This window comes from Nocardia sp. CNY236 (genome assembly GCF_000482385.1).
GTDB lineage: Bacteria > Actinomycetota > Actinomycetes > Mycobacteriales > Mycobacteriaceae > Nocardia.
Window position 1 is genome coordinate 43,972 of the sequence record NZ_KI519394.1, and the last position, 20,954, is coordinate 64,925.

The window sequence follows — 20,954 nt, forward strand, 5'->3', positions numbered from 1 at the left end:
CGCGCAATTCCTCGGCGAGGGTCTTACCCACCTCGTCGCGCCGACCGGCAACGACCACCGTCGCACCTTTTTCGGCGAAAGCAACCGCGGTCGCACGACCGATACCAGTGAGTCCCCCGGTGACCAAGACGACAGACTTTCCCATTATCGAACTCCTAATGATTCCACTGCAGTTCACAGGGCCGGGCGTCCGCCGTCACCAGTGAAAATGCCGGTGGCGGTGAAGTGGCTATCGGCCCGTGGGCACGGTATCAAGGGCTCCAAATCTGTCAGTGTCGGCAGTATTTTCCCTAGCTACGAACCGAATTCGACGGCGGACGCTCGCATCCGGTGTGCACCGTGCGCGCGTCCGCGGGTGTAGTAGTCGCAGAAGCAGAGCCAACTCCGCGGCGCTCGTGCAGAGCGGCCTGCAAGGTTGCTGCCCACTGCCGCACGATGAGCCCACGGCGAGCGGAATCATCGGTGAGTAGGTCGGCCAGGCCGAGCCCGCGCGCGAGATCCAGGGTCGCCTGCACGAGATGGTGGGTGACCGGGTCGGAGTCGTCCACCCCCAGGGCTTCCACGGCACGGCGGTGTGAGGCGCGTCCCAGGCGGGCCTCCAAGGGAACGATGCGTTCGCGCAGCACGGGGTCGGCCGCAGCATGGGTCCACACCTGCACCGCCGCCTTGAACAGCGGGCTGGTGTAGGACTCGACCAGCCCGGCCACCACCGCTTCGGTGCGGGCCAGACCGCTACCCAACCGCGCCAGCGTCGCCGCGTCCGGCACCGACTGCCCACTACGGCTGTGGAACATGTATTCGACAGCAGCGGTGATCAGATCCTCCCTGGTCGGGAAGTGATGCTGCGCCGCGCCACGCGACACCCCGGCCCGTTCGGCAACGACTGCGACCGTAGCGGCTGCCCAGCCCATTTCGGCCAGGCAGTCGATCGTGGCTTCGAGCAGGCGCTGCCGGGTAGCTCGGCTGCGGTCCTGCTTGGGTTCGTGGGGTGTCGCCATGACGGCTATTCTGCCCAGCTGGGCGTGCGACGTTGCAAAAAGGCCAGCATGCCTTCGTTCACCTCGGGAGTGCCGAAGAAGCTCGCCGAACGCTGCGCGAGGTCTTCGGCAGATGCGTCGAAGGCGGCGAGAATGTCCGCGTTGACCAGCCGCTTCGCTTCGGCGAGCCCTTGTGGAGCCCCCTTGCGTACCTCTGCGCACAATCGCGCCGTCTCCGCCGCCAAGTCTTCGGCAGTGATGGTGACCAGGCCGATCTGCTGCGCCACCGCAGCGCCGAACTTTTCTCCGGTCAGGTAGTACCGACTGGCCGCACGCGGGTCGAGCCGAGGCAGCAGGGTCAGCGAGATCATGAACGGCGCCAACCCGATCCGCACCTCGGTGAGTGCGAAACTACTGCTCGGGCCGGCGACGACAATGTCGCATCCAGCCACGATGCCCATGCCGCCGGCGCGCACGTTGCCGTCGATCTGCGCGATCACCGGCTTCGGAATCTCCACCAGCCGCCGCAATACGCCGATCATGGCCCGAGTGCGGTGGTCGGCCGCCACGGCCGGATCGGCGTCACTCGCCTCGCTGAGATCCGCACCCGCACAGAAAGTGGTGCCGGTGTGGGTCAGCACGATGGCGCGCACCGAATCGTCGGCCGCGGCGGCGTCGAGCCCGTCGAGCAATTCGGTGACCAGCTTCGACGACAACGCGTTGCGATTGTGCGGGGAATCGAGGGTGAGCGTCGCAATGCCGCTGCTCACCGCGTACCGGACGAACGTACCCGCCTCGGTCATGCACATTCCTCTCAGTACGACTTCGGCAGGCCCAGCGAGTACTGGGAGACGAAGTTCAGAATCATCTCTCGGCTGACCGGCGCGATACGGCTGATGCGCGCGGCCGCGAGCATGGTAGCCAACCCGACATCGCTGGTCAGACCGGAGCCACCGTGGGTTTGAATGGCTTGGTCCAGTGCATTGATACTGGCTTCCGCGGCCGCGTATTTCGCCATGTTGGCGGCCTCTGCGGCACCCATCTCATCGCCCGCGTCGTACAGGGTGGCGGCATTGCGCATCATCAGTCTCGCCATTTCCAGTTCGATCTTGACCTGGGCGAGTGGATGCGAAATACCTTGGTGCGCACCGATCGGCGTCTTCCATACCGTGCGCTCCTTGGCGTATTCCACCGCGCGGTCGATGGCATAGCGGGCGACACCGATGGCCATGGCAGCGCCCATGATGCGTTCGGGGTTCAGACCCGCGAACAGTTGCATCAGCGCCGCGTCCTCCTTGCCGACCAATGCGTTCGAGGGCAGCCGGACGTCATCGAGGAACAGGTTGAATTGGTGATCGGGCTCGATGATGTCCATCTCTTGCGCCGTCTTGGTGAACCCTTCGGCGTCGGTCGGCACGATGAACAGCGCCGGCTTGAGCTTGCCGGTCTTGTGGTCTTCGGTACGTGCCACGATCAGCACGGCGTCGGCTTGATCCACACCCGAAATGAAGTGCTTGCGGCCGTTGAGGATCCAGTCGTCGCCGTCGCGGCGCGCGGTCGTGGTGATCTGATGAGAGTTGGAACCCGCATCGGGCTCGGTGATCCCGAAAGCCATCTTCTTGGAGCCATCGGCCAGTGCGGGCAACCAGGCTTGCTTTTGCTCATCGGTGCCGTACTTGGTAAGGATGCTGCCGCAAATGGCGGGTGAGACCACCATGAGCAACAGCCCGGCACCCTGCGCGGACAACTCCTCCAGCACCAGCGAGAGCTCATAGATTCCCGCGCCGCCGCCACCGTACTCCTCGGGCAGGTTCACTCCGAGGAACCCGAGTGCGGCTGCCTGGTCCCACAACTCGCGCAACGGTTCGCCCTTACGCGCTCTCGGCAGCACGTACTCGCGGTAGCTGTGTTTCGCGGCCAACGCGGCGGTGGCCGACCGCAGCGCCTTCTGCTCTTCGGTTTCGATGAAGCTCATCAGTTCTCCTGGGTTTCGTTGTCCGCGACGGGTTCGACGACCGCGAGCACGGCGCCGACGTCGACCTGCTGGCCGACGGTGACATTGAGGGCGTCGAGCACGCCAGCGGCAGGGGCGGCAATGGCGTGCTCCATCTTCATCGCCTCCAGCCACAGGATGGGTTGGCCCTGTTCGACATGGCTACCGACCTCGGCGCCGAGCCGGATCACACTGCCCGGCATGGGCGCCAGCAGCGAACCGACGGCCACATGGTCTGCGGGATCGCTGAAGCGGGGCAGCCGGCGCACGGCCACCGGGCCGAATGCGGAGTCGACATACACCTGATCGCCGTAGCGCGCGACCTCGAACTGCCGGCGCACCGGGCCCCGGTCCCCTGGGACGGACAACACGACCCGGTCGGGTGCGGACTCGACCAGGGCGATCCCTGGGTGCCCGTCCACGGTGAGGCCCGTTCGGGCGAAACGATAGCCCACCTCGTGCGTGCCGGTGACCCGACTTTCGTAGGACTTTCGCTGCGACTGCGAAGGAAGGTTGCGCCAACCGCTGGGCAGTCCGCCGCCCGTTCGGGCGCCGGCACGGTTGTCGGCGGCATCGGCGAGCGCCGCGGCCACGATCGACAGCGCCTCGTCGGACTCCGACACCAGCGGTGCGGCCAGATCGTCCAAACCGTGTGTGGCGAAGAATGCGGTGTCGGTGTCACCGGCCAGGAACGCCGGATGACGCAGCACCCGCACCAGCAGGTCGCGGTTGGTCACCAGGCCGTGGATCTTCGCCCGCTGCAGGGATGCGGCGAGCAAGCGGGCCGCGTCACTGCGTGTTTCGGCGTAGGAGATGACCTTGGCCAGCATCGGGTCGTAGTGCACCCCCACCACCGAACCGTCGACCACTCCGGTGTCCACCCGCACGCCCGGCCGGTCGAGCAGATCGAATTCGGTCGCTCCAGCGGCGAACACGATCCGATGGAGCGTGCCGCTCTGCGGCTGCCAGTCGTGGGCCGGATCTTCCGCGTAGAGCCGGACTTCGATCGAATGCCCGTGTATTGCGGGCGGTTGCGCGGGCAAGGAACCGCCCGCGGCGACATCCAGCTGCAGCCGCACCAGATCCAGCCCGGTGGTGCACTCGGTGACCGGATGCTCCACCTGCAGGCGGGTGTTCATCTCCAGGAAGAAGAACTCCCCCTGCTCGTCGGCGAGAAATTCCACGGTGCCGGCGCCGGTGTAGTCGATCGCCTCCGCGGCGAGTCGCGCCGCCTCGAACAGCCGCGCTCGCATCCCGGTGGTGCGCTCCACCAAGGGAGACGGCGCCTCCTCGATCACCTTCTGATGCCGGCGCTGGATGGAGCACTCCCGCTCACCGACCGCCCAGATGGTGCCGTGTGTATCGGCCATCACCTGGACCTCGATATGCCTACCGGTCTCCAGGTAGCGTTCGCAGAACACGGTCGGATCGCCGAAGGCCGATTCCGCCTCTCGTCGGGCGGCATCGATCTGCGGGGCCAGGTCGGCGAGGCTGCGCACCACCCGCATACCACGACCGCCGCCGCCGGCGGAGGCTTTGATCAGCACCGGCAAGTGCGCCTCGGTGACCTCGGCCGGATCCAATTCGGCCAGCACCGGCACGCCGGCGGCGTGCATCATCTTCTTCGAGGCGACCTTGGACCCCATCTGCTCGATCGCCGCGACCGGAGGCCCGATCCATACCAGTCCGGCGTTGAGCACCGCTTTGGCGAATTCCGCATTCTCCGACAGGAATCCGTATCCGGGATGGACGGCGTCTGCGCCGGCCGCCAGCGCGGCCTCGATGATCAGCTCACCACGCAGATAGGTCTCGGCGGGCGTGTTACCGGGGAGGCGCACCGCAGCGTCCGCCTCGGCGACGTGTGGCGCCGCGGCATCCGCATCGGAGTACACCGCGACGGTACCCAACCCCATGCGCCGGCAGGTGGCGAAGACCCGACGGGCGATTTCGCCGCGATTGGCGACAAGGACAGTGGTGATGGTCATCCGCGGCCTCACATTCGGAAGACGCCGAAGCCCTCGGCGCCTTTGATCGGGGCGTTGTGAATGGCCGACAAGGACATTCCCAACACGGTGCGGGTATCACGTGGGTCGATGACCCCGTCGTCGTACAGCCGACCGGACATGAACATCGCCATCGATTCGGCTTCGATCTGGGCTTCCACCATGGCGCGCATCCCCGCGTCGGCTTCTTCGTCGAACGGTCGGCCTTTGGCTTCGGCGGCGGCCCGACCGACGATCGAGATCACACCGGCCAGCTGCGCCCCGCCCATGACGGCAGATTTCGCGCTGGGCCAAGCGAAGACGAAGCGCGGATCGTAGGCCCGACCGCACATACCGTAGTGGCCCGCGCCGTAGGAGGCGCCCATCAGCACCGAGATGTGCGGCACCTGAGAGTTGGAGACCGCGTTGATCATCATCGAGCCGTGCTTGATGATGCCGTTCTGCTCGTATTCCTTGCCCACCATGTAGCCGGTGGTGTTGTGCAGGAACAGCAGCGGGGTGTTGGACTTGTTGGCGAGTTGAATGAACTGCGTGGCCTTCTGCGACTCCTCGGAGAACAGCACACCGCGCGCGTTCGCCAGGATCCCGACCGGATACCCGTGCAGTTCGGCCCACCCGGTGACCAGGCTACTGCCGTAGAGCGGTTTGAACTCGTCGAAGTCCGACCCGTCCACGATCCGCGCGATGACTTCACGCGGATCGAAGGGAATCTTCAGATCCGACGGCACGATTCCGAGCAGATCCTCGGAGTCGTACAGCGGCTCGATCACCTCGGCCCGGGGCGCCGGGCCTTGTTTGCGCCAGTTCAAACGCTTGACGATGGAGCGTCCGAGACGAATCGCGTCCTGCTCGTCGACTGCGTAGTAGTCGGCGAGACCAGAGGTTCGCGCGTGCATATCTGCGCCGCCGAGCGATTCGTCGTCGGATTCCTCGCCGGTGGCCATCTTGACCAGAGGTGGTCCGCCGAGGAACACCTTGGAGCGTTCCTTGATCATCACCACGTGATCGGACATGCCAGGGATGTACGCGCCGCCGGCCGTGGAGTTTCCGAACACCAGCGCAATGGTCGGGATACCGGCCGCCGAGGCCCGAGTGAGATCGCGGAACATCCGGCCGCCGGGGACGAAGACCTCTTTCTGCGTAGGCAGGTCGGCGCCGCCGGACTCCACCAACGAGATGATCGGCAGCCGGTTCTCCCGCACGATGTCGTTGATACGCAGGGTCTTGCGCAGAGTCCAGGGGTTCGAGGTGCCGCCGCGCACGGTGGGGTCCGTCGCGACGATCATGCACTCGACGCCTTCCACCACGCCGATCCCTGCAATCGTGCTTCCACCGACATGGAATTCACTGCCCCAGCCGGCGAGTGCGCACAGCTCCAGGAACGGCGCGTCCTCGTCGACGAGCAACTCGATGCGTTCACGGGCGGTCATCTTGCCGCGCTTGCGGTGCCGGGCCACCTTGTCCGGCCCGCCGCCGCCCACTGCCTTGGCGAACTCGGCCTCGACCTCGCCGAGCTTGGCGACCATGGCTTCTGCAGCGGCCTCGTAGTCCGGCGAGGCGGTGTCCAGTGTGCTACGCAGCGCGGTCATGACTGGTACCCCAATCTCTTCGCTGCCAGACCGGTCAGAATCTCGGTGGTGCCGCCACCGATGCCCAGGATCCGCATGTCCCGATATTGCCTCTCTATCTCGGATTCGCGCATGTAGCCGAGGCCGCCGAACAATTGCACGGCCTGGTGGGCCACCCACTCCCCCGCCTCGACCGCGGTGTTCTTGGCGAAACACACCTCGGCGATGAGGTCGGTTTCACCGGCTGCGCTGCGCCGCACCACTTCGCGGGAGTAGACCCGGGCGACGTCGATGCGCCGTGCCATCTCGGTGACCGTGTTCTGTACGGCTTGTCGGCTTATGAGCGGCCGACCGAAGGTCTCCCGATGGCGCACCCAGTCCAATGTCAGGTCCAGGCACCGCTGGGCGCTGGCGTACGCCTGCACGGCGAGGGCGATGCGCTCGCTCACGAATGCGGCTGCGATCTGGGCGAAGCCGGAGTTCTCCGGGCCCACCAGATTCTCCACCGGCACCCGCACATCCACGTAGGACAGCTCCGCGGTGTCGGAGGCCAGCCAACCCATCTTGTCGAGCTTGCGGCCGACCGTGAAGCCGGGGGTGTCCTTGTCGACGATGAGCAAAGAGACACCTGCGGCGCCCGGACCGCCGGTGCGCACCGCGGTGACCACGAAGTCGGCGCGGACACCGGAGGTGATGTAGGTTTTGGCGCCGTTGACGATGTAGTGGTCGCCATCTCGGTGGGCGGTGGTGGTGAGATGGCCGACGTCGGAACCGCCTCCGGGCTCGGTGATCGCCAACGAACCGATCTTCTCGCCGGCCAGAGTGGGCTTCGCCCAACGCTCGATCTGCGCGGCGTTGCCGGAGGCAATGATGTGCGGCAGGGCGATGCCACAGATGAACAGCGAAGCGAACAATCCACCCGAGGCGCCGGCCAGGTGTGTCTCCTCGCAGACGATCATCGCATCGACGCTGTCACCATCGCCGCCGCCGGCGGATGCCGGAAACTGCACACCGAGCAATCCGAGGTCGCCTGCCTTCTTGTGCAATTCACGGGGGATCTCCCCGTGGCGCTCCCAGTCGTCCAGGTCGGGCAGAACATCCCGCTCGACGAATCCACGCACCGTGGCGCGCAATGCGCGACGTTCCGGCGTCTCCCACGGTTGTGTCATGACAGCAACTCCACTGGAATATCGATGTGTCGAGACCGCAGCCATTCGCCGAGTCCCTTGGCCTGTGGATCGAAGCGGGCCCGATAGGCCACGCCCTGGCCGAGTATGCCTTCGATGATGAAGTTCAGCGCCCGCAGATTGGGCAGGACGTGCCGAGTGACGGTGAGCGACGCCGCTTCCGGAAGCAATTCTTTGATCCGCGCTTCGGTCAACGTGTGCACCAGCCAGCGCCACTGCTCGTCGGTGCGTACCCACACCCCGATGTTCGCGTCCCCGCCCTTGTCGCCGCTGCGGGCCAACGCGATGGCGCCCAGCGGCACGCGGCGAGTTTCCCCGGTCGGCGCCGGCTCCGGGGCGGTCGGCTCGGCAACGGCCACGAGTTCGGTGGAATCCGAGGCTGCGGCGATGGCGACGCGCGTGCCGTCGGGCAGCACCGCGGTGTGCGCTACCTCGGCGGCGTCGACGAACCCGGGCCGGAACACGCCGTACGGAGATCCGTCACCGGGCATCGAGGTGAAGCTGCACCCCGGGTAGCTGGCCAGTGCGAGTTCGACCGCGACATTGGAGAAGGCCCGGCCGACCTTCTTCGGATCGGGGTCGCGGACCACGCACCGCAGCAGCGCGCTGGCCTGCTCCTCCGTTTCGGCGTCGGACCGGTCCAGACGAGCCAGGGTCCAGGTCATCTCGGCGGGTTCGATCGGCAACCAGGACTCCAACTGACGTTGTGCCAGTTCGGCTTTCGCCTCGATGTCCAGTCCGGTGAGGATGAATTCCATTTCGTTGCGGAAGCCGCCGAGCGTGTTCAGCGAGACCTTGAGCTGCGGCGGCGGTGCCTCACCGGTGACTGCGCTGATCGACACCCGGTCCGGTCCGTCCTGGTCGAGCCGGATCGTGTCCAGACGCGTCGTCACATCCGGTCCCGCATAGCGGGCGCCCTGGATCTCGTACATCAACTGGGCCTCGACCGTGTCGAGGGTGACCGCGCCGCCGGTGCGGGCGTGTTTGGTGATCACGCTGCTGCCGTCGGCGCGAATCTCGGCGATCGGGAAGCCGGGCCGGCCGAGATCGGCGAGCTCGGTGAAGAAGGCGTAGTTGCCGCCGGTGGCCTGTGTGCCGCATTCGATGACGTGTCCGGCCACCACGGCTCCGGCGAGCCGGTCGTAATCGGTGCGGTCCCAGCCGAAGTGTGCGGCGGCCGGGCCGACGATCACCGACGCGTCGGTGACCCGCCCGGTGACCACCACGTCGGCGCCGGCATTCAGGCATTCGGCGATCCCCCATGCACCGAGGTAGGCGTTTGCGGCCAGCGGGGAGCCGAAGCCGAGTTCGTTCGCTCGAGCGAGCAGGTCGTCGCCTTCGACGTGCGCGATCTTGGCGTCGAGTCCGAGATCGGCGGCGACCTTGCGCAACTTCTCCGCGAGACCGGCCGGATTGAGTCCGCCCGCGTTCGACACGATGCGCACATTGCGCTCCAGAGCGAGCCCGAGGCAATCCTCGATCTGCTTGACGAAGGTTTTCGCGTAGCCGAGGCTCGGGTCCTTCATCCGATCGCGCCCGAGGATCAGCATGGTCAGCTCGGCGAGATAGTCGCCGGTGAGAACGTCGAGGTCACCACCTTCGAGCATCTCCCGCATGGCGCCGAGTCGATCGCCGTAGAAGCCGGAACAGTTGCCGATCCGGAGGACATCCGGATCGGCGGCCAGCATACTCATCAGGGCACATGCCTCCAGTCCGGCGAACCGTCGAGGTGGGCCGCCTGCCACATCTCTGAAGTCCGCGTTCTGCGACCAGCATCACATCCAGTACAGAAAAAAGCAAGCATGCGTGCTTGTTAACTGTCTCGGATGCTCTGCGACGACCCGTCGCAGCCGGTCACGCCGACCCGCGAGGTGGCACTGCAACCGTATGCAGCAAGATGTGCACCGTGTCCACCGACGTCACCGTGATCGCCTTGCTCGCCCTGTCCGGATTTCTACTCGGGGGCACCTACGCGACGTGGAAAACCACCCGACCGCTGGCGGCCGCACTGGCAGTATGCGCGGTCCTCGCGGCCGGTGGCGCCCTGGCCTGGTGGCTCGGCTAGTCGGCTAGCTCGATCATGTCTTTCAGCATTCCGAAATGCACATCGGAGCGCGTCGGCCCTCAGCGGTGTCCCAGCGGCTCACATGTGTCGACGGTGTACCGCACAGCAGCGCCCGGTCGTCGGACATCAGCTGGGCGACAGTGTCGCCGAACCGTGTCCACTGACGTCCCTCCCCCACACACAATCGGCCCGGCGCGCACATGCGCACCGGGCCGATTGCTACACCGTCCGCCGGGCAGTGGCGAGCGGTGACGCACCGTCCACCGGGCAGTGACGGACGGCGGGTGCGCCGACCTCCCGACAAGGTCGGCGCTCGACCCGAGTGGCGTGGAGTGACAACTCGGGTGGCTGTAGGCGCTAAGCGTCGCGCCGGTTCACCACGATCAACGCCGCACCGAAGACGACCGCCACGAACCCGGCGAAATACAGCAGGCTGCCCCAGGCCCCCCAATGCCACTCCCCGGTCGTGGCGGAGCCCACGAAACGGTTCACATTCATGAACGGCAGAAATGGGGCGACCGTTTCGCCGAAGCTGCCGAAAGTCCCGAGCAAGGTTTCGATGAGTAGCGGCCACAGCACGATCAGCGAGATCGCCGCCGCGGACTGCCGTACCAGCACACCGACACCGACAGCGAGCACGACGCCGAGGAAGGCATAGATCGCAACGCCGTAGACAACGCGCCAGTCCTCTGCAGTGGACAGTGTCAAGCTCGCGCCCGCGTCGGGTCCACCGAACATCGTGCCCACCACATAGGCCAGGAGTACCAGCACCGCGGTCAGCAGCGCTCCGTACACCCCGACCAATCCGGCTTTGGCGAGGACGACCCGGTCGCGATGCGGGGTGGCCTGGAACGTCGACCGGATGATGCCGAAGCGGTATTCACTGGTCACGGTCAAGGTCGCCATGATCATCAGCACCAGCACCCCGAATCCACTCACCCCGAGTGCCACTTCGGCGACGGTGAACGGACCCGAGCCCTCCTCGCCGTACGTCGAGCCTGCCACCGAGGCCAGCAGCGCGGCCACTCCGAGCGAGAGGGCGATGATGATTGCCGAGCACCACCACGGCGACTTGGTCGAGGTGAGCTTGATACGTTCTGCTGCCAGTACGCCCATCACAGCGCACCCCCCATCACCTGATCGACACCCTCACCGTGGTATTGCACCGCATCACCGGTCATCCGCATGAACGCCTCCTCCAACGAAGCCAGCTGGGGAGCCAGCTCGAACAACGTGATCGCGTTGGCACCGGCCAGCTTGCCCACCGCGTCGCTGGAAGCACCGGCCACCACCAATGCGGGGTTCTCCGGGTCGACGCCATCCTCGCGCACGGCGAAGCCGTTGGCGATGAGCAAGCTGCGCATGTGGGCCAACTGAGGGCTGCGCACTCGAACCGACTGTTCCGAGGCCCGCTCGACGAAATCCTGCGTGGTCGAATCCGAGATGAGCTTGCCCCGCCCGATCACCACCAGATGCTCGGCCGTCTGCGCCATCTCCGCGAGCAGATGACTGGATACCAGCACCGTGCGTCCTTCGGCAGCCAGTCGTTGCAGGAACCGGCGAATCCACAGGATGCCTTCCGGGTCCAGACCGTTGACCGGCTCGTCGAACAACAACACCGGCGGGTCTCCCAGCAGGGCACCGGCCAGACCGAGTCGCTGCGACATACCCAGCGAGAAACCCCCCGCGGGCTTGCCCGCCACCTCCGACAACCCGACCAAACGCAGGACCTCCGCGACTCGCGATTTCGGGATGTCGTTGGAGGCGGCCATCCACGCCAGATGCGCGCGCGCCGACCGGTTGGGATGCACCCATTTGGCATCCAACAACGCACCCACGGTGCGCAACGGATGGTCCAATTCGTGGTAGGGCTTGCCCTGCACGAGCGCAGTCCCCGCAGTGGGCTTGTCCAAGCCCAGGATCATCCGCATGGTGGTCGACTTCCCCGCACCGTTGGGTCCCAGAAAACCCGTCACGATTCCCGGTCGCACCGTAAAAGTCAGATCCTGCACCGCTACGGTCTTCCCATACCGCTTCGTCAGGCCCTCCAGCTCGATCATGCTGTCCAGCATTCCTGAAATTGCGCCGCGGTGCGTCGGCCTCGAGGGAGGAAGTTCGGTCATCCTCGAGAATGACCCGACCCGCGACCGACCCCGACCGGCGGCTTCGAAAACTCCGGGGTTTCGCCCGCACGCAGCGGGCAACTCGGCGATGATGGATGCGCCGAACGCTGTCGCTCCATTCCGGCCGCACGCCACAACAGCTGCGGATCGGGCACACATTCTCGACCTTCTGTCGGTTCGCACCGACCGCCCGTGGACGTTGCTACCCTCCCTAGACGAAGGATCGACGGTATGACCGCACACGACTCGGCCGCACCGCAACCGACTCGCCCTACCTGGGTGCCCGACGAGCTCTATCCGTTCGCCGACCACTACCTCGACCTCGACGAGGCCCTCGTCCACTACATCGACGAAGGCGACGGGCCACCGCTGCTGATGCTGCACGGCAACCCGACGTGGTCGTTCCTCTATCGCAATCTGGTACTCGGCCTGCGCGATCGATTCCGTTGCATTGCGCTCGACTATCCCGGATTCGGTCTCTCCTCCGCCGCACCGGGTTACCGATTCACCCCCGGCGAACACGCCGGCGTCGTCAGCCGGCTGATCGAACGGCTCGATCTGCGCGAGATCACCCTGGTGGTGCAGGATTGGGGCGGCCCGATCGGGTTTGCCGCCGCCACCCGGCACCCAGACCGGTTCGCCGCCTTCGTCATCGGAAACACCTGGGCCTGGCCCAAAACCGATCCGGGAACACAGGTGTTCTCCCGCTTCCTCGGTGGACCGGTGGGTGGCTGGCTGATTCGGGAGCGAAATTTCTTCGTCGAACGCATACTGCCGTCCGGAGTCCGCCGTACGACGCTGAGCGACACGGTGATGAACGCGTATCGCGGGCCTTTCCCCACCCCCGCCTCACGGCGACCGGTCCACGCCTTTCCTCGCGAAATCCTGGGCAGCCGCGATCTACTCGCCGATATCGAGCGCAAGCTCCCGACAGTGGCCGACCGCCCGGCACTGATCGTGTGGGGCGACAAGGATCTCGCATTCCGCTCCAACGAACGTCGCCGGTGGGAGCAGATTTTCCGCCGACACCACACCGTCGCGCTCGAAGGCGCCAGTCATTTCGTTCAAGAAGACGCCCCGGAGGAAATCATCACCGCGATCCGATCCTGGTCATCCACCTGATCGGACGATCCCAGGCTCTGTGGGTCGTGCGATAATCCGGATCGTGGGATCTGACGCGGTTCGGATGCTGTGGCCCGCGGCGTGAATGGTCCTGGCGACGGCGGGCTGGTGGCGCGTAAGGCGCTGGTCGATCGGCTCCAGGGCTCGGCTCGGGTCGCGGTGGTGTCTGCGCTTGCGGGCAGTGGCAAGACAGTGCTGCTGCGATCTTGGGTAGCGCAGGCGAGCCTGGCGGGGCGGACCGCGTGGGTGACGGTAGCGGGCGATGAGCGGGATCCGCAACAGTTCTGGCTGGCAGTGGTGGACGCGCTGAAGCGAACGGGGCCGGGGTCGGCATCGGTCCAGGCGATGTCGGCGGCGCCGGACCTCGACGGATGGTCCATGGTGGAGCGCCTGCTGATGGACTCGGCATCGCTCGAAGACCTCGTCTGGTTGGTCGTCGACGACGTCCACGAACTGGCCACGGAAGGGCTTCAGCAGCTCGAACTGCTGATCATGCGTGCGCCACCGCACCTGCGGTTCGTCCTGGCGTCTCGGCATGATGTGCGGCTGGGGTTGCACCGACTGCGGCTCGAAGGCAACCTGTCGGAAATCCGCACACCCGACCTGCGGTTCGGCTCGGCCGAGGCGCGGCAGCTGTTTGCCGCGGCAGGTGTGGAACTTCCCGAAGCGTCGGCGCAGCTGGTGCTCGAACGAACAGAGGGGTGGGCTGCAGGGCTACGGCTGGCGGCGCTGTCGCTGACCGGGAGACCGACCCCGGGCCAGTTCGCAATCTCCGGCAGTGAGCGGACGGTCGCAGAGTACCTGCTGACCGAAGTGCTGGACCGGCAGAGCATTCAGGTGCGGCGACTGCTGTTGCGCACCAGCATCCTCGAACGGGTGAACGGGGCGCTCGCCGACCTGCTGTCCGGAGGCAGTGGCGGAGAACGGGTGCTGCACGACCTCGAAGAGAAAAACGCTTTCGTGGTCTCGCTCGACACCCAACGGTCGTGGTTTCGCTATCACACACTGTTCGCCGACCTTCTGCGGTTGGAACTTCGGCGCACCTGGCCGGATGAAATCACCGACCTGCATCGGACTGCCGCCGAATGGTTCGCGGAGCACGGTTACCCGGTGCAGGCGATACGGCACGCTCAAGCCGCGCAGAACTGGGACCTCGCCAGCGGTCTGCTCGCCGATCACTGGCCGGGCCTTCATCTCGACGGGCGCGCAACCACTGTCCATGACCTGCTCGGCGGGTTCCCCATCGAACGTATCGCCACCGATGCCGAGCTCGCCGCAATCGCCGCGACGGACGAGCTCTCGCACGGTTCGGTGGAGACGGCGAACCACTATCTGAGCCTGGCCGAGAATGCAGCGGCGTCGATGCCGGCCCACCGGGCAGGACAGGCCCCGCTACTGCTCGGGACTGCCCGGCTGCTGCTCGCCCGCCATCGTGGCGACTTGGACGTAGTAGCCAGCGAGGCGAAGAACCTGCAGGATATGACGGCGATCCCGGACCCGATGCGATTTCGTGTGGGCAGGGACCTGCACGCGCTGGCGCTGATCAGTTTGGGCACCGCCGAGCACTGGGCAACCAGGTTCGCCGATGCCGGAGCGCACCTGGAACAGGGTCGGGAGCTCGCACATCGGCTCGGACGGCCCTACCTGGAGTTCACCGGCCTGGCCTATCAGGCCTCGGCCGAGGTCTTCCAGTCCTTCGCGCTCGCGACAGAGCACGGCCGCCAAGCGATCGACTTGGCCGAGCGGCACGGCTGGACGGACACCTCGGCCGCCGGCATGGCCGACATAGCACTCGGGACCATCGCCGTCTGGCAGGGAAAGCTGGACGAAGCCGCACTCTGGTCCCAGCGCGCCGAACGCACCATCAGAGCCGAAGCCCGGCCCGGAGTGGAACTGGCAATCCACTATCTGCGCGGGGTGCTGGACTTGGCACGCGGCCGGAACGCCGCAGCGCTCGCGTCGTTCCGGACCGGCGCGCAGCTGGCCGATCTACTCGCTGCACCGAACCTGTCGGCCACAACGATGCGGTTCTTTGTTTCGCAGGCCCTGGTGCGGCTCGGCGAGATCGATGATGCCGAGCAGGCTCTTGCCGCATTCCACGACGACCACGATCGCGGAGAGTTACGCATCGCCACGGCGGTGTCGAGACTCGCCACGGGGGATCCACATACAGTGATCGCCGAACTCGCCCCGGTCCTGGACGGTTGCGCCCCGCTGCTCTGGCGAAGCTGGCAGATTCAGGCGTTCTGGCTCGAAGCGATCGCGCGGGATGCACTCGACGACCCCGGCGCCGCCGGCCGCGCACTCGAGCACGCTCTGGATCTCGCCGAACTCGACGGTGTGTTGCTGTGGTTCTTGTTGCACCCTGCGCCGGACCTGCTCGAACGACACGCTGGGCGCTCCGCCCATGCTGCGCTGATCGCCGAGATCCAGAGCCTGCTGGCCGCCGGACAACTCGCCACTCCGGTCGCCGGTCCGCCACCGGCCGAGTCGCTGAGCGCGAGTGAGCTGCGCGTGCTGCGCTATCTGCCGACCAATCTGACCGCGCCGGAGATAGCCCGCGAGTTGTCCGTCTCGCACAACACCATCAGGACCCATATGCGCAACCTGTATGCCAAGCTCGGCACCCACCGCCGCTCCGAGACCGTCACCCGCGCCCGTGGCCTGGGCTTGCTCGCCCCGTCCGCCTCCCGTTCCGGGCGCTGAACGTCGCGGTGTGTCGGCAACCGGTGCGCGACGTCGGCCCGACGACGATTTCGAGCCACGCCAGACCTGTTCAGCAGATTCCCGCAATGATGGCCGCGAGGGCCGCCGGTTGGGACAGGAATGGCGAGTGCGAGCTGTCCAGTTCGGTCACCGTCGTCGGCGTGGCCGATACAGCATCGATCTCGCGGACGAATCGCCGTTGCAGCGCCACTGGGATCGCGTTGTCCTTCGTACAGACGACGTAGGAATGCGGGACGGTGCCGAAGCGATCGGCCGTCACAGTGAAATCTTCGGCCGGAATTCCGATCGGCCCATCGGGTTGGAGCAGACCGATTGCCGCATCGGCGGTGGCCCGATCGACGTCACCGTAGAACACCTCACGGGCCGCCGAGTGCCGGCTCGGGTCGCCGATGTCCAGGCGCGCGGCCCCGACCACCATCGGGTCGGCCACCAGAAGCGTGGAGGTCATTTCACCCTCGTTCTCCGGGCTGGCCGAATACTGCGCGACTGCACCATCGACGGGTGCGAACGCACTGACGTACACGAGATGGGAGAACAATGACGGTTCCAACTCGGCTGCTGCAGTGGCGACCGCACCTCCCATGCTGTGCGCCACCACGACGACGCGCTCGCCACCACCGATGGCCCGAATCTGCTCGACGAGCGTCTGCGCGGCGGACGAAGCCGTGACAGCTGAGGTACGCGACGGCTCGACAGCGTAAACGGCCGGATCGAACGGCCGACGCCAGCGTGACTCGGGCGAGCGACTCCGCAGCCCGTGACCGTCCAGATCGACAGCCACCGACGGGATGCCGCTGGCCGCAAGCTGTTCGGTGACCAGGCTCCAGCACCAGCTCGCGTGCCAGAAACCGTGGACGAGAACGACAGGGGTCATCTGATGGCTCCTCAGGATCGATGCTGGGCCTACCTGTCCCAGACGAACCTCAGCCTGCAGATGGCCGATGTGACCCGGCAATCGCATCGTTCGGGTGAATTCCGCCGCGGAAGCACCTCGTCGGACCAGTCTCGACCGGCAAGTGCCAGGCTCAGTGCCCCGGCCACTGGGCTGGACGCCGCTCGACGAACGCCGCCACACCTTCGGCACGGTCGTCGGAGAAAACTGCTGCGCGCCACGCCGAGTCCTCGATGTCCAGGCCGGCGGCGAGATCGACGTCCAACGACCGGCGCAGGGCGTTGCGTGCATTTCGCACAGCGACCGGAGAATTGGCGGCGATCCGTTCGGCCAGTTCGAGGGCCTGCGCGCGAACGTCGTCGGCGGGCACGAGACGGTCCACCAGACCGAGGCGCTCGGCCTCGGTGGCGGGCACCTTCCGACCGGTGAACAGCAGATCGGCGGCTTTGCCGTAGCCGATCCGCTTGGCCAGCAGCTGGGTTGCGCCGCCCCCCGGAACGATGCCGAGGGTGACTTCGGGCACACCGACCACGGCATCCTCGGCAGCGACGACGAGATCGCAACAGAGCATGAGTTCCATACCCCCGCCCAGCGCCCAGCCACGCACCGCGGCGACCGTGGGTACGGGCAGCTCGCGCACGGCGTCGAACATACGACGGAACACCAGCCGCTGAGCCATGAAGTCTCGATCCCGCATTGCGGCGCGTTCCTTCAGATCCGCTCCGACGCAGAATGCTCGCGGATCGGCCGAGCTGAGCACCACAGCCCGGAGGCTGTGGTCGGTCGCGAGCTCAGCGCAGGCCGCGGCGATCCGACCTGCCAGGTGAGTCGACAGCGCGTTGCGGGCCTGCGATCGGTTGAGAACCACCTCCGCCACATGGGCTTTGCGCTGGATGAGGATGTGTTCGTCGGTCATTGTCCGAGCCTCTCCTATTCCTGAGTACACCGCTGCCCAGCAAACAGGCGGGGACTCCCAGCGCCAATCCGAGCAAGACTCCGCCGGTCGGCCGTTGCCCGAGCATCGGCCAGGACATGATGGCGGCCATCGCGGGGACCAGACAAGACACCACGCTGGTCCGCGCTGCTCCGATCCTGGCCACCGTGGCGAGCATCAGCCGTGTGCCCAGCATCGAATTGACCACCACCAGCCAGGCAATGACCAGTGCTGCCTGCGGTGCGTCGTGGATGGCGCCGCGTTCGAGAACTGCCAGCACGACCAGCGGCGGCACAGCCGCCCCGAGCTGGACCGCGCTCGCGGCCCGCAGATCCACCCCGCGACAGAACCGCTGTTGCCACACGATGCTGCCGGACAAGCCGAGGAGGCCGAGGAGCGTGAGCGCGCTACCGACGTCGAGGCGTCCGGTGCTGGCCACCTTGTGCCAGAGCGCGACCAGCACGGCGGCGACGCCGAGCACCAATCCGAGCAGCCGCAGCCAGCCCAGCCGCTCCCCGAGCAGCGCTGTGGCGAGCACGGCCGTGAGCACCGGCTGCATGCCGAAGATCAACGCGGACACCGAAGCAGGCACGCCAGCGGCCAAGCCGGCGTACAGGCTCGCGAAGTGCACACAATGTCCGAGTACACCGACCACGACACAGTGCGCCAGCACGCGCCCCCGCGGCCAGGTGGCCTTGGCGGTGAAAGCGAGCGCGGTCATGGCCGATGCAGCCACAGCGAGCCGGATCGCCGTGAGCAGCAAAGGCGAAGCGGCGGCTACCCCGAGCGCACCAACCGGATAGCCGGAGGCTGTGGCCAGCATCAGGCCGATCATGAGGCCGGGAGTCAGCCCCGACTCCGCGCTTCGGCGCTTCCGCCGCCCCAGGACGGACCCCTTCATCAGTCGACGGATTGCAGCATCACCTCATAGGGCGTCAGGCGATTCTGACCTGCCGAGTCCACGCAGCGACTGACCCAGTACCGCACCACGGCGCGCACCACGTCGTGGGCGAGCGGCTTGTCGAACAGCTGACCGGAATCGGCTTGCCGGGAGAACCATTCGATACGTGAGGTCAATGCTCCACCCAGGGTGAGGACTTGGCCGGGGAGCGCCAATACGTCGCGGTCGGCGACAGCTCGCATGAGTTCGAGGCCAGCCGGACCGCCGGGCACCGAATGATTGTGCGCCAAAAGGAGTTTGGTGCCTGGTCGCAGATGGTCCAAGTCGACGTTCGTCAGCTCGTTGCCCCAGGTATTGGTCACGATCGCGCCGCCACGAAGCAGCGTCTCGGCGGTGTAGGTGCCGAATTCGGTGGCCACCACCGGATAGCCGTCGATTGTTTCGGTTCCCTCTGGATAGGCGATGTCACCGACGGCCACATCCTGGAATCGCGCGTTGCGCAGGTAGTCGAAGAACTCCCCACCCATTGCGCCGAGCGAGCCGAGCAGAGTCAATGGTCCAGCGAAGTCGGGTTTGACTTGTTCGAAGGCGGCGATGACACCGGTTGTCGAATAGGATGATTTTCCGCCGCAACCGCCCACTCCCCGGCCGACGCCCAGGACGTGCGGTGTGTAGCGGTAGAGAACGTCGGCCAGGCCGGCAAAACGGCCGAAATCCGGCGTGAGTTTCACTCGACCGTCCAGACTGTTGAGAAGTTGGCCGATTCCTTCGAATACCGGTTCAATTGTCCCCGAGAATTTTGGGTGCGCCGGGTCGGCCAGAATTTCTGCGTCCTGCTCGGTGCGTGGCCGCATTACACACCGTCCGCCACCCACTCTGGCGGCGATAAATCCCGCAGGCAGTCGAGATTCGAATGGCTCGAGAATTCCCTCTTCGACCGCGAGATTGATGAGTTTGTTCTTCAGCTGACTTTCGTCGATGGCGAGCCGAGCCAGAATTTGGACCGCGTCCTCGTCGCTGACATCGAAGGGAACCAGGCGGGTTCCGCCATATGAATAGTCGGTACCTTCCTGTCCATCCCAGGCGACCCAGGCATCAGCATGGGGCGTCTCCACTTTTCTCCAGGACACACCTGATTGCGATTGCATGTCATCCGACATGAATTCCACCCTTTTCACCCCTTTTCGAGCGCAACAAATTAGCCAGTTCTGAGAACTAGCTATATATTTGCCACATCAACTCGATGATTTCTCCTGCGCCAAAGACGCTACTCGGGACCGGAGACAGCAGTCGATATGACCGTGATCACACTTCATAAAATCCGACAAATGCACCAATGCTGTGAATTCGCTATTGTCTACACTGCGTTCGATATCGAAACAGAATCCTCCGCCGGCATCGTGTCCAATAGGTTGCTGCAATAATCTGAGAATCGACGCCGATGTGAGTCTCCGAAGGTTGCGCACGGCCGGTGATTCACGACGCAACGAGATCGGGTTCACCGCAGTGGGCGTGGCAACCGGGTAGCTCCACCGAGCGACGTCGCGTTCGTGAGTAGCCAGAAGAGCGCGGCCTGCGCAACGGGCCATGCTCTTCTGGTGACCCGCTGTGCGGGCCGCGTGTTGCATCCGGTTTCGGCGCCAGCGCCCGACCGGTGCTGCCGAGACGACCGGTGAGCTGGGGCGTCGAGACGCGCTATCGTGCTGGAGACGAAGCGTGTGCCCAGAATCGCTTGGGGATGCGCCCGGCAAGGCGGGCCGCGTAGCCCGCGCGGACCCCGTCGGCCATAGCGGCGGCCATCAGGTCCGGACGATGCGCCCTGGTGACCGCGGTCGCCAGCAATACAGCCGAACAGCCCAGTTCCATCGCGAGCGCCGCATCGCTGGCCGTACCGATGCCCGCGTCCAAGATGACCGGTACGTTCGCCGCGGCGACGATCATTTCGATATTGTGTGGATTGCCGATTCCCAGCCCCGTGCCGATGGGCGCGCCGAGCGGCATGACCGCCGCGCAGCCGGCTTCCTCCAAGCGGCGCGCCAGGATCGGATCGTCATTCGTATAGGGCAGCACGACGAACCCGTCGTCGACGAGTCGCTCTGCGGCCGTGAGCAATTCGATGGGGTCGGGCAACAGAGTGCGCTCGTCGGCTATCACCTCGAGCTTCACCCAATTGGTGTCCAACGCCTCACGCGCCAGCTGCGCGGTCAGCACCGCGTCGGCCGCAGTGCGGCAGCCCGCGGTATTCGGTAGTGGCGCGATCCGCAATCGCTTCAGCAGGTCCAATACCCCCGTGCCACCCGCGGCATCGATTCGACGCATGGCCACGGTGGTCAACTCGGTGCCGGAGGCAACCAATGCCTCCTGTAGTACCTCGAGGTTCTCCGCACCACCGGTGCCCATGATCAGGCGAGACCCGAACTCACGGTCGGCGATCCGCAACGGAGCCTCGACCAGCGCCCGCT

18 protein-coding genes are annotated in these 20,954 nt (G+C 66.0%); 3 read left to right on the top strand and 15 right to left on the bottom strand.

The window, feature by feature from the left end:
- The 8 genes from K940_RS33300 to K940_RS0123190 form a co-directional block, all read right to left on the bottom strand.
- Positions 1-145, bottom strand: a 145-nt coding sequence (locus K940_RS33300) for an SDR family NAD(P)-dependent oxidoreductase (protein WP_196812343.1), incomplete at its 3' end; no start/stop codon positions are given.
- Positions 146-290: 145 nt separating this feature from the next.
- Entirely contained in the window at positions 291-998 is a 708-nt protein-coding gene (locus K940_RS30050; protein ID WP_081706589.1) for a TetR/AcrR family transcriptional regulator, read from the bottom strand.
- A 5-nt stretch (positions 999-1,003) separates the two neighbouring features.
- On the bottom strand, positions 1,004-1,780 hold the full coding sequence (locus K940_RS0123165; RefSeq protein WP_028479420.1) for an enoyl-CoA hydratase family protein: 777 nt from the start codon (positions 1,778-1,780) through the stop codon (positions 1,004-1,006).
- An 11-nt stretch (positions 1,781-1,791) separates the two neighbouring features.
- Positions 1,792-2,952, bottom strand: coding sequence for an acyl-CoA dehydrogenase family protein (locus K940_RS0123170; protein ID WP_028479421.1), 1,161 nt, complete (start codon positions 2,950-2,952; stop codon positions 1,792-1,794).
- Entirely contained in the window at positions 2,952-4,955 is a 2,004-nt protein-coding gene (locus K940_RS0123175) for a biotin carboxylase N-terminal domain-containing protein (protein ID WP_028479422.1), read from the bottom strand. Before K940_RS0123175 ends, K940_RS0123170 begins: the two co-directional genes overlap by 1 nt.
- An 8-nt stretch (positions 4,956-4,963) precedes the next feature.
- Complete coding sequence (locus K940_RS0123180; RefSeq protein WP_028479423.1) at positions 4,964-6,562, bottom strand: acyl-CoA carboxylase subunit beta; 1,599 nt, start codon at positions 6,560-6,562, stop codon at positions 4,964-4,966.
- Positions 6,559-7,710, bottom strand: a complete 1,152-nt coding sequence (locus K940_RS0123185) for an acyl-CoA dehydrogenase family protein (protein WP_028479424.1) — start codon at positions 7,708-7,710, stop codon at positions 6,559-6,561. The genes K940_RS0123180 and K940_RS0123185 overlap by 4 nt, the downstream gene beginning before the upstream one ends.
- Positions 7,707-9,422, bottom strand: a complete 1,716-nt coding sequence (locus K940_RS0123190) for an acyclic terpene utilization AtuA family protein (protein WP_028479425.1) — start codon at positions 9,420-9,422, stop codon at positions 7,707-7,709. Before K940_RS0123190 ends, K940_RS0123185 begins: the two co-directional genes overlap by 4 nt.
- Before the next feature lie 212 nt (positions 9,423-9,634).
- On the opposite strand from K940_RS0123190, the gene K940_RS33305 reads away from it, so the two are divergent.
- Positions 9,635-9,793 carry a hypothetical protein gene (locus K940_RS33305; protein ID WP_196812354.1) on the top strand — a complete coding sequence of 53 codons (159 nt, stop codon included), beginning with the start codon at positions 9,635-9,637 and terminating at the stop codon, positions 9,791-9,793.
- Positions 9,794-10,150: 357 nt separating this feature from the next.
- Here the strand turns inward: K940_RS33305 and K940_RS0123200 are convergent, their stop codons facing one another.
- Both K940_RS0123200 and K940_RS0123205 read right to left on the bottom strand, forming a co-directional pair.
- On the bottom strand, positions 10,151-10,909 hold the full coding sequence (locus K940_RS0123200) for an ABC transporter permease (protein ID WP_028479426.1): 759 nt from the start codon (positions 10,907-10,909) through the stop codon (positions 10,151-10,153).
- A complete protein-coding gene (locus K940_RS0123205; protein ID WP_028479427.1) occupies positions 10,909-11,853 on the bottom strand; it encodes an ABC transporter ATP-binding protein in 945 nt (314 codons plus the stop codon). Before K940_RS0123205 ends, K940_RS0123200 begins: the two co-directional genes overlap by 1 nt.
- A gap of 294 nt (positions 11,854-12,147) precedes the next feature.
- Between K940_RS0123205 and K940_RS0123215 the strand changes: the two genes are divergently transcribed.
- Both K940_RS0123215 and K940_RS0123220 read left to right on the top strand, forming a co-directional pair.
- Positions 12,148-13,038: an alpha/beta fold hydrolase gene (locus tag K940_RS0123215; RefSeq protein ID WP_081706590.1), complete on the top strand. Its 891-nt coding sequence runs from the start codon at positions 12,148-12,150 to the stop codon at positions 13,036-13,038.
- An 81-nt stretch (positions 13,039-13,119) separates the two neighbouring features.
- Positions 13,120-15,744, top strand: coding sequence for a LuxR C-terminal-related transcriptional regulator (locus K940_RS0123220; protein WP_028479430.1), 2,625 nt, complete (start codon positions 13,120-13,122; stop codon positions 15,742-15,744).
- 70 nt (positions 15,745-15,814) lie between these two features.
- Here K940_RS0123220 and K940_RS0123225 read toward each other — a convergent pair whose 3' ends face one another.
- The 5 genes from K940_RS0123225 to K940_RS0123250 all read right to left on the bottom strand — a co-directional run bounded on the left by K940_RS0123225 (position 15,815) and on the right by K940_RS0123250 (position 20,946).
- Positions 15,815-16,639, bottom strand: coding sequence for an alpha/beta hydrolase (locus tag K940_RS0123225; RefSeq protein ID WP_028479431.1), 825 nt, complete (start codon positions 16,637-16,639; stop codon positions 15,815-15,817).
- 151 nt (positions 16,640-16,790) lie between these two features.
- Entirely contained in the window at positions 16,791-17,534 is a 744-nt protein-coding gene (locus K940_RS33815; protein WP_231390499.1) for an enoyl-CoA hydratase/isomerase family protein, read from the bottom strand.
- Complete coding sequence (locus tag K940_RS31985) at positions 17,449-18,492, bottom strand: DMT family transporter (protein WP_081706591.1); 1,044 nt, start codon at positions 18,490-18,492, stop codon at positions 17,449-17,451. Before K940_RS31985 ends, K940_RS33815 begins: the two co-directional genes overlap by 86 nt.
- Complete coding sequence (locus K940_RS0123240; RefSeq protein ID WP_155981080.1) at positions 18,492-19,652, bottom strand: hypothetical protein; 1,161 nt, start codon at positions 19,650-19,652, stop codon at positions 18,492-18,494. Before K940_RS0123240 ends, K940_RS31985 begins: the two co-directional genes overlap by 1 nt.
- A gap of 535 nt (positions 19,653-20,187) precedes the next feature.
- Positions 20,188-20,946, bottom strand: coding sequence for a thiazole synthase (locus tag K940_RS0123250; protein WP_028479435.1), 759 nt, complete (start codon positions 20,944-20,946; stop codon positions 20,188-20,190).
- Positions 20,947-20,954: the final 8 nt, after the last annotated feature.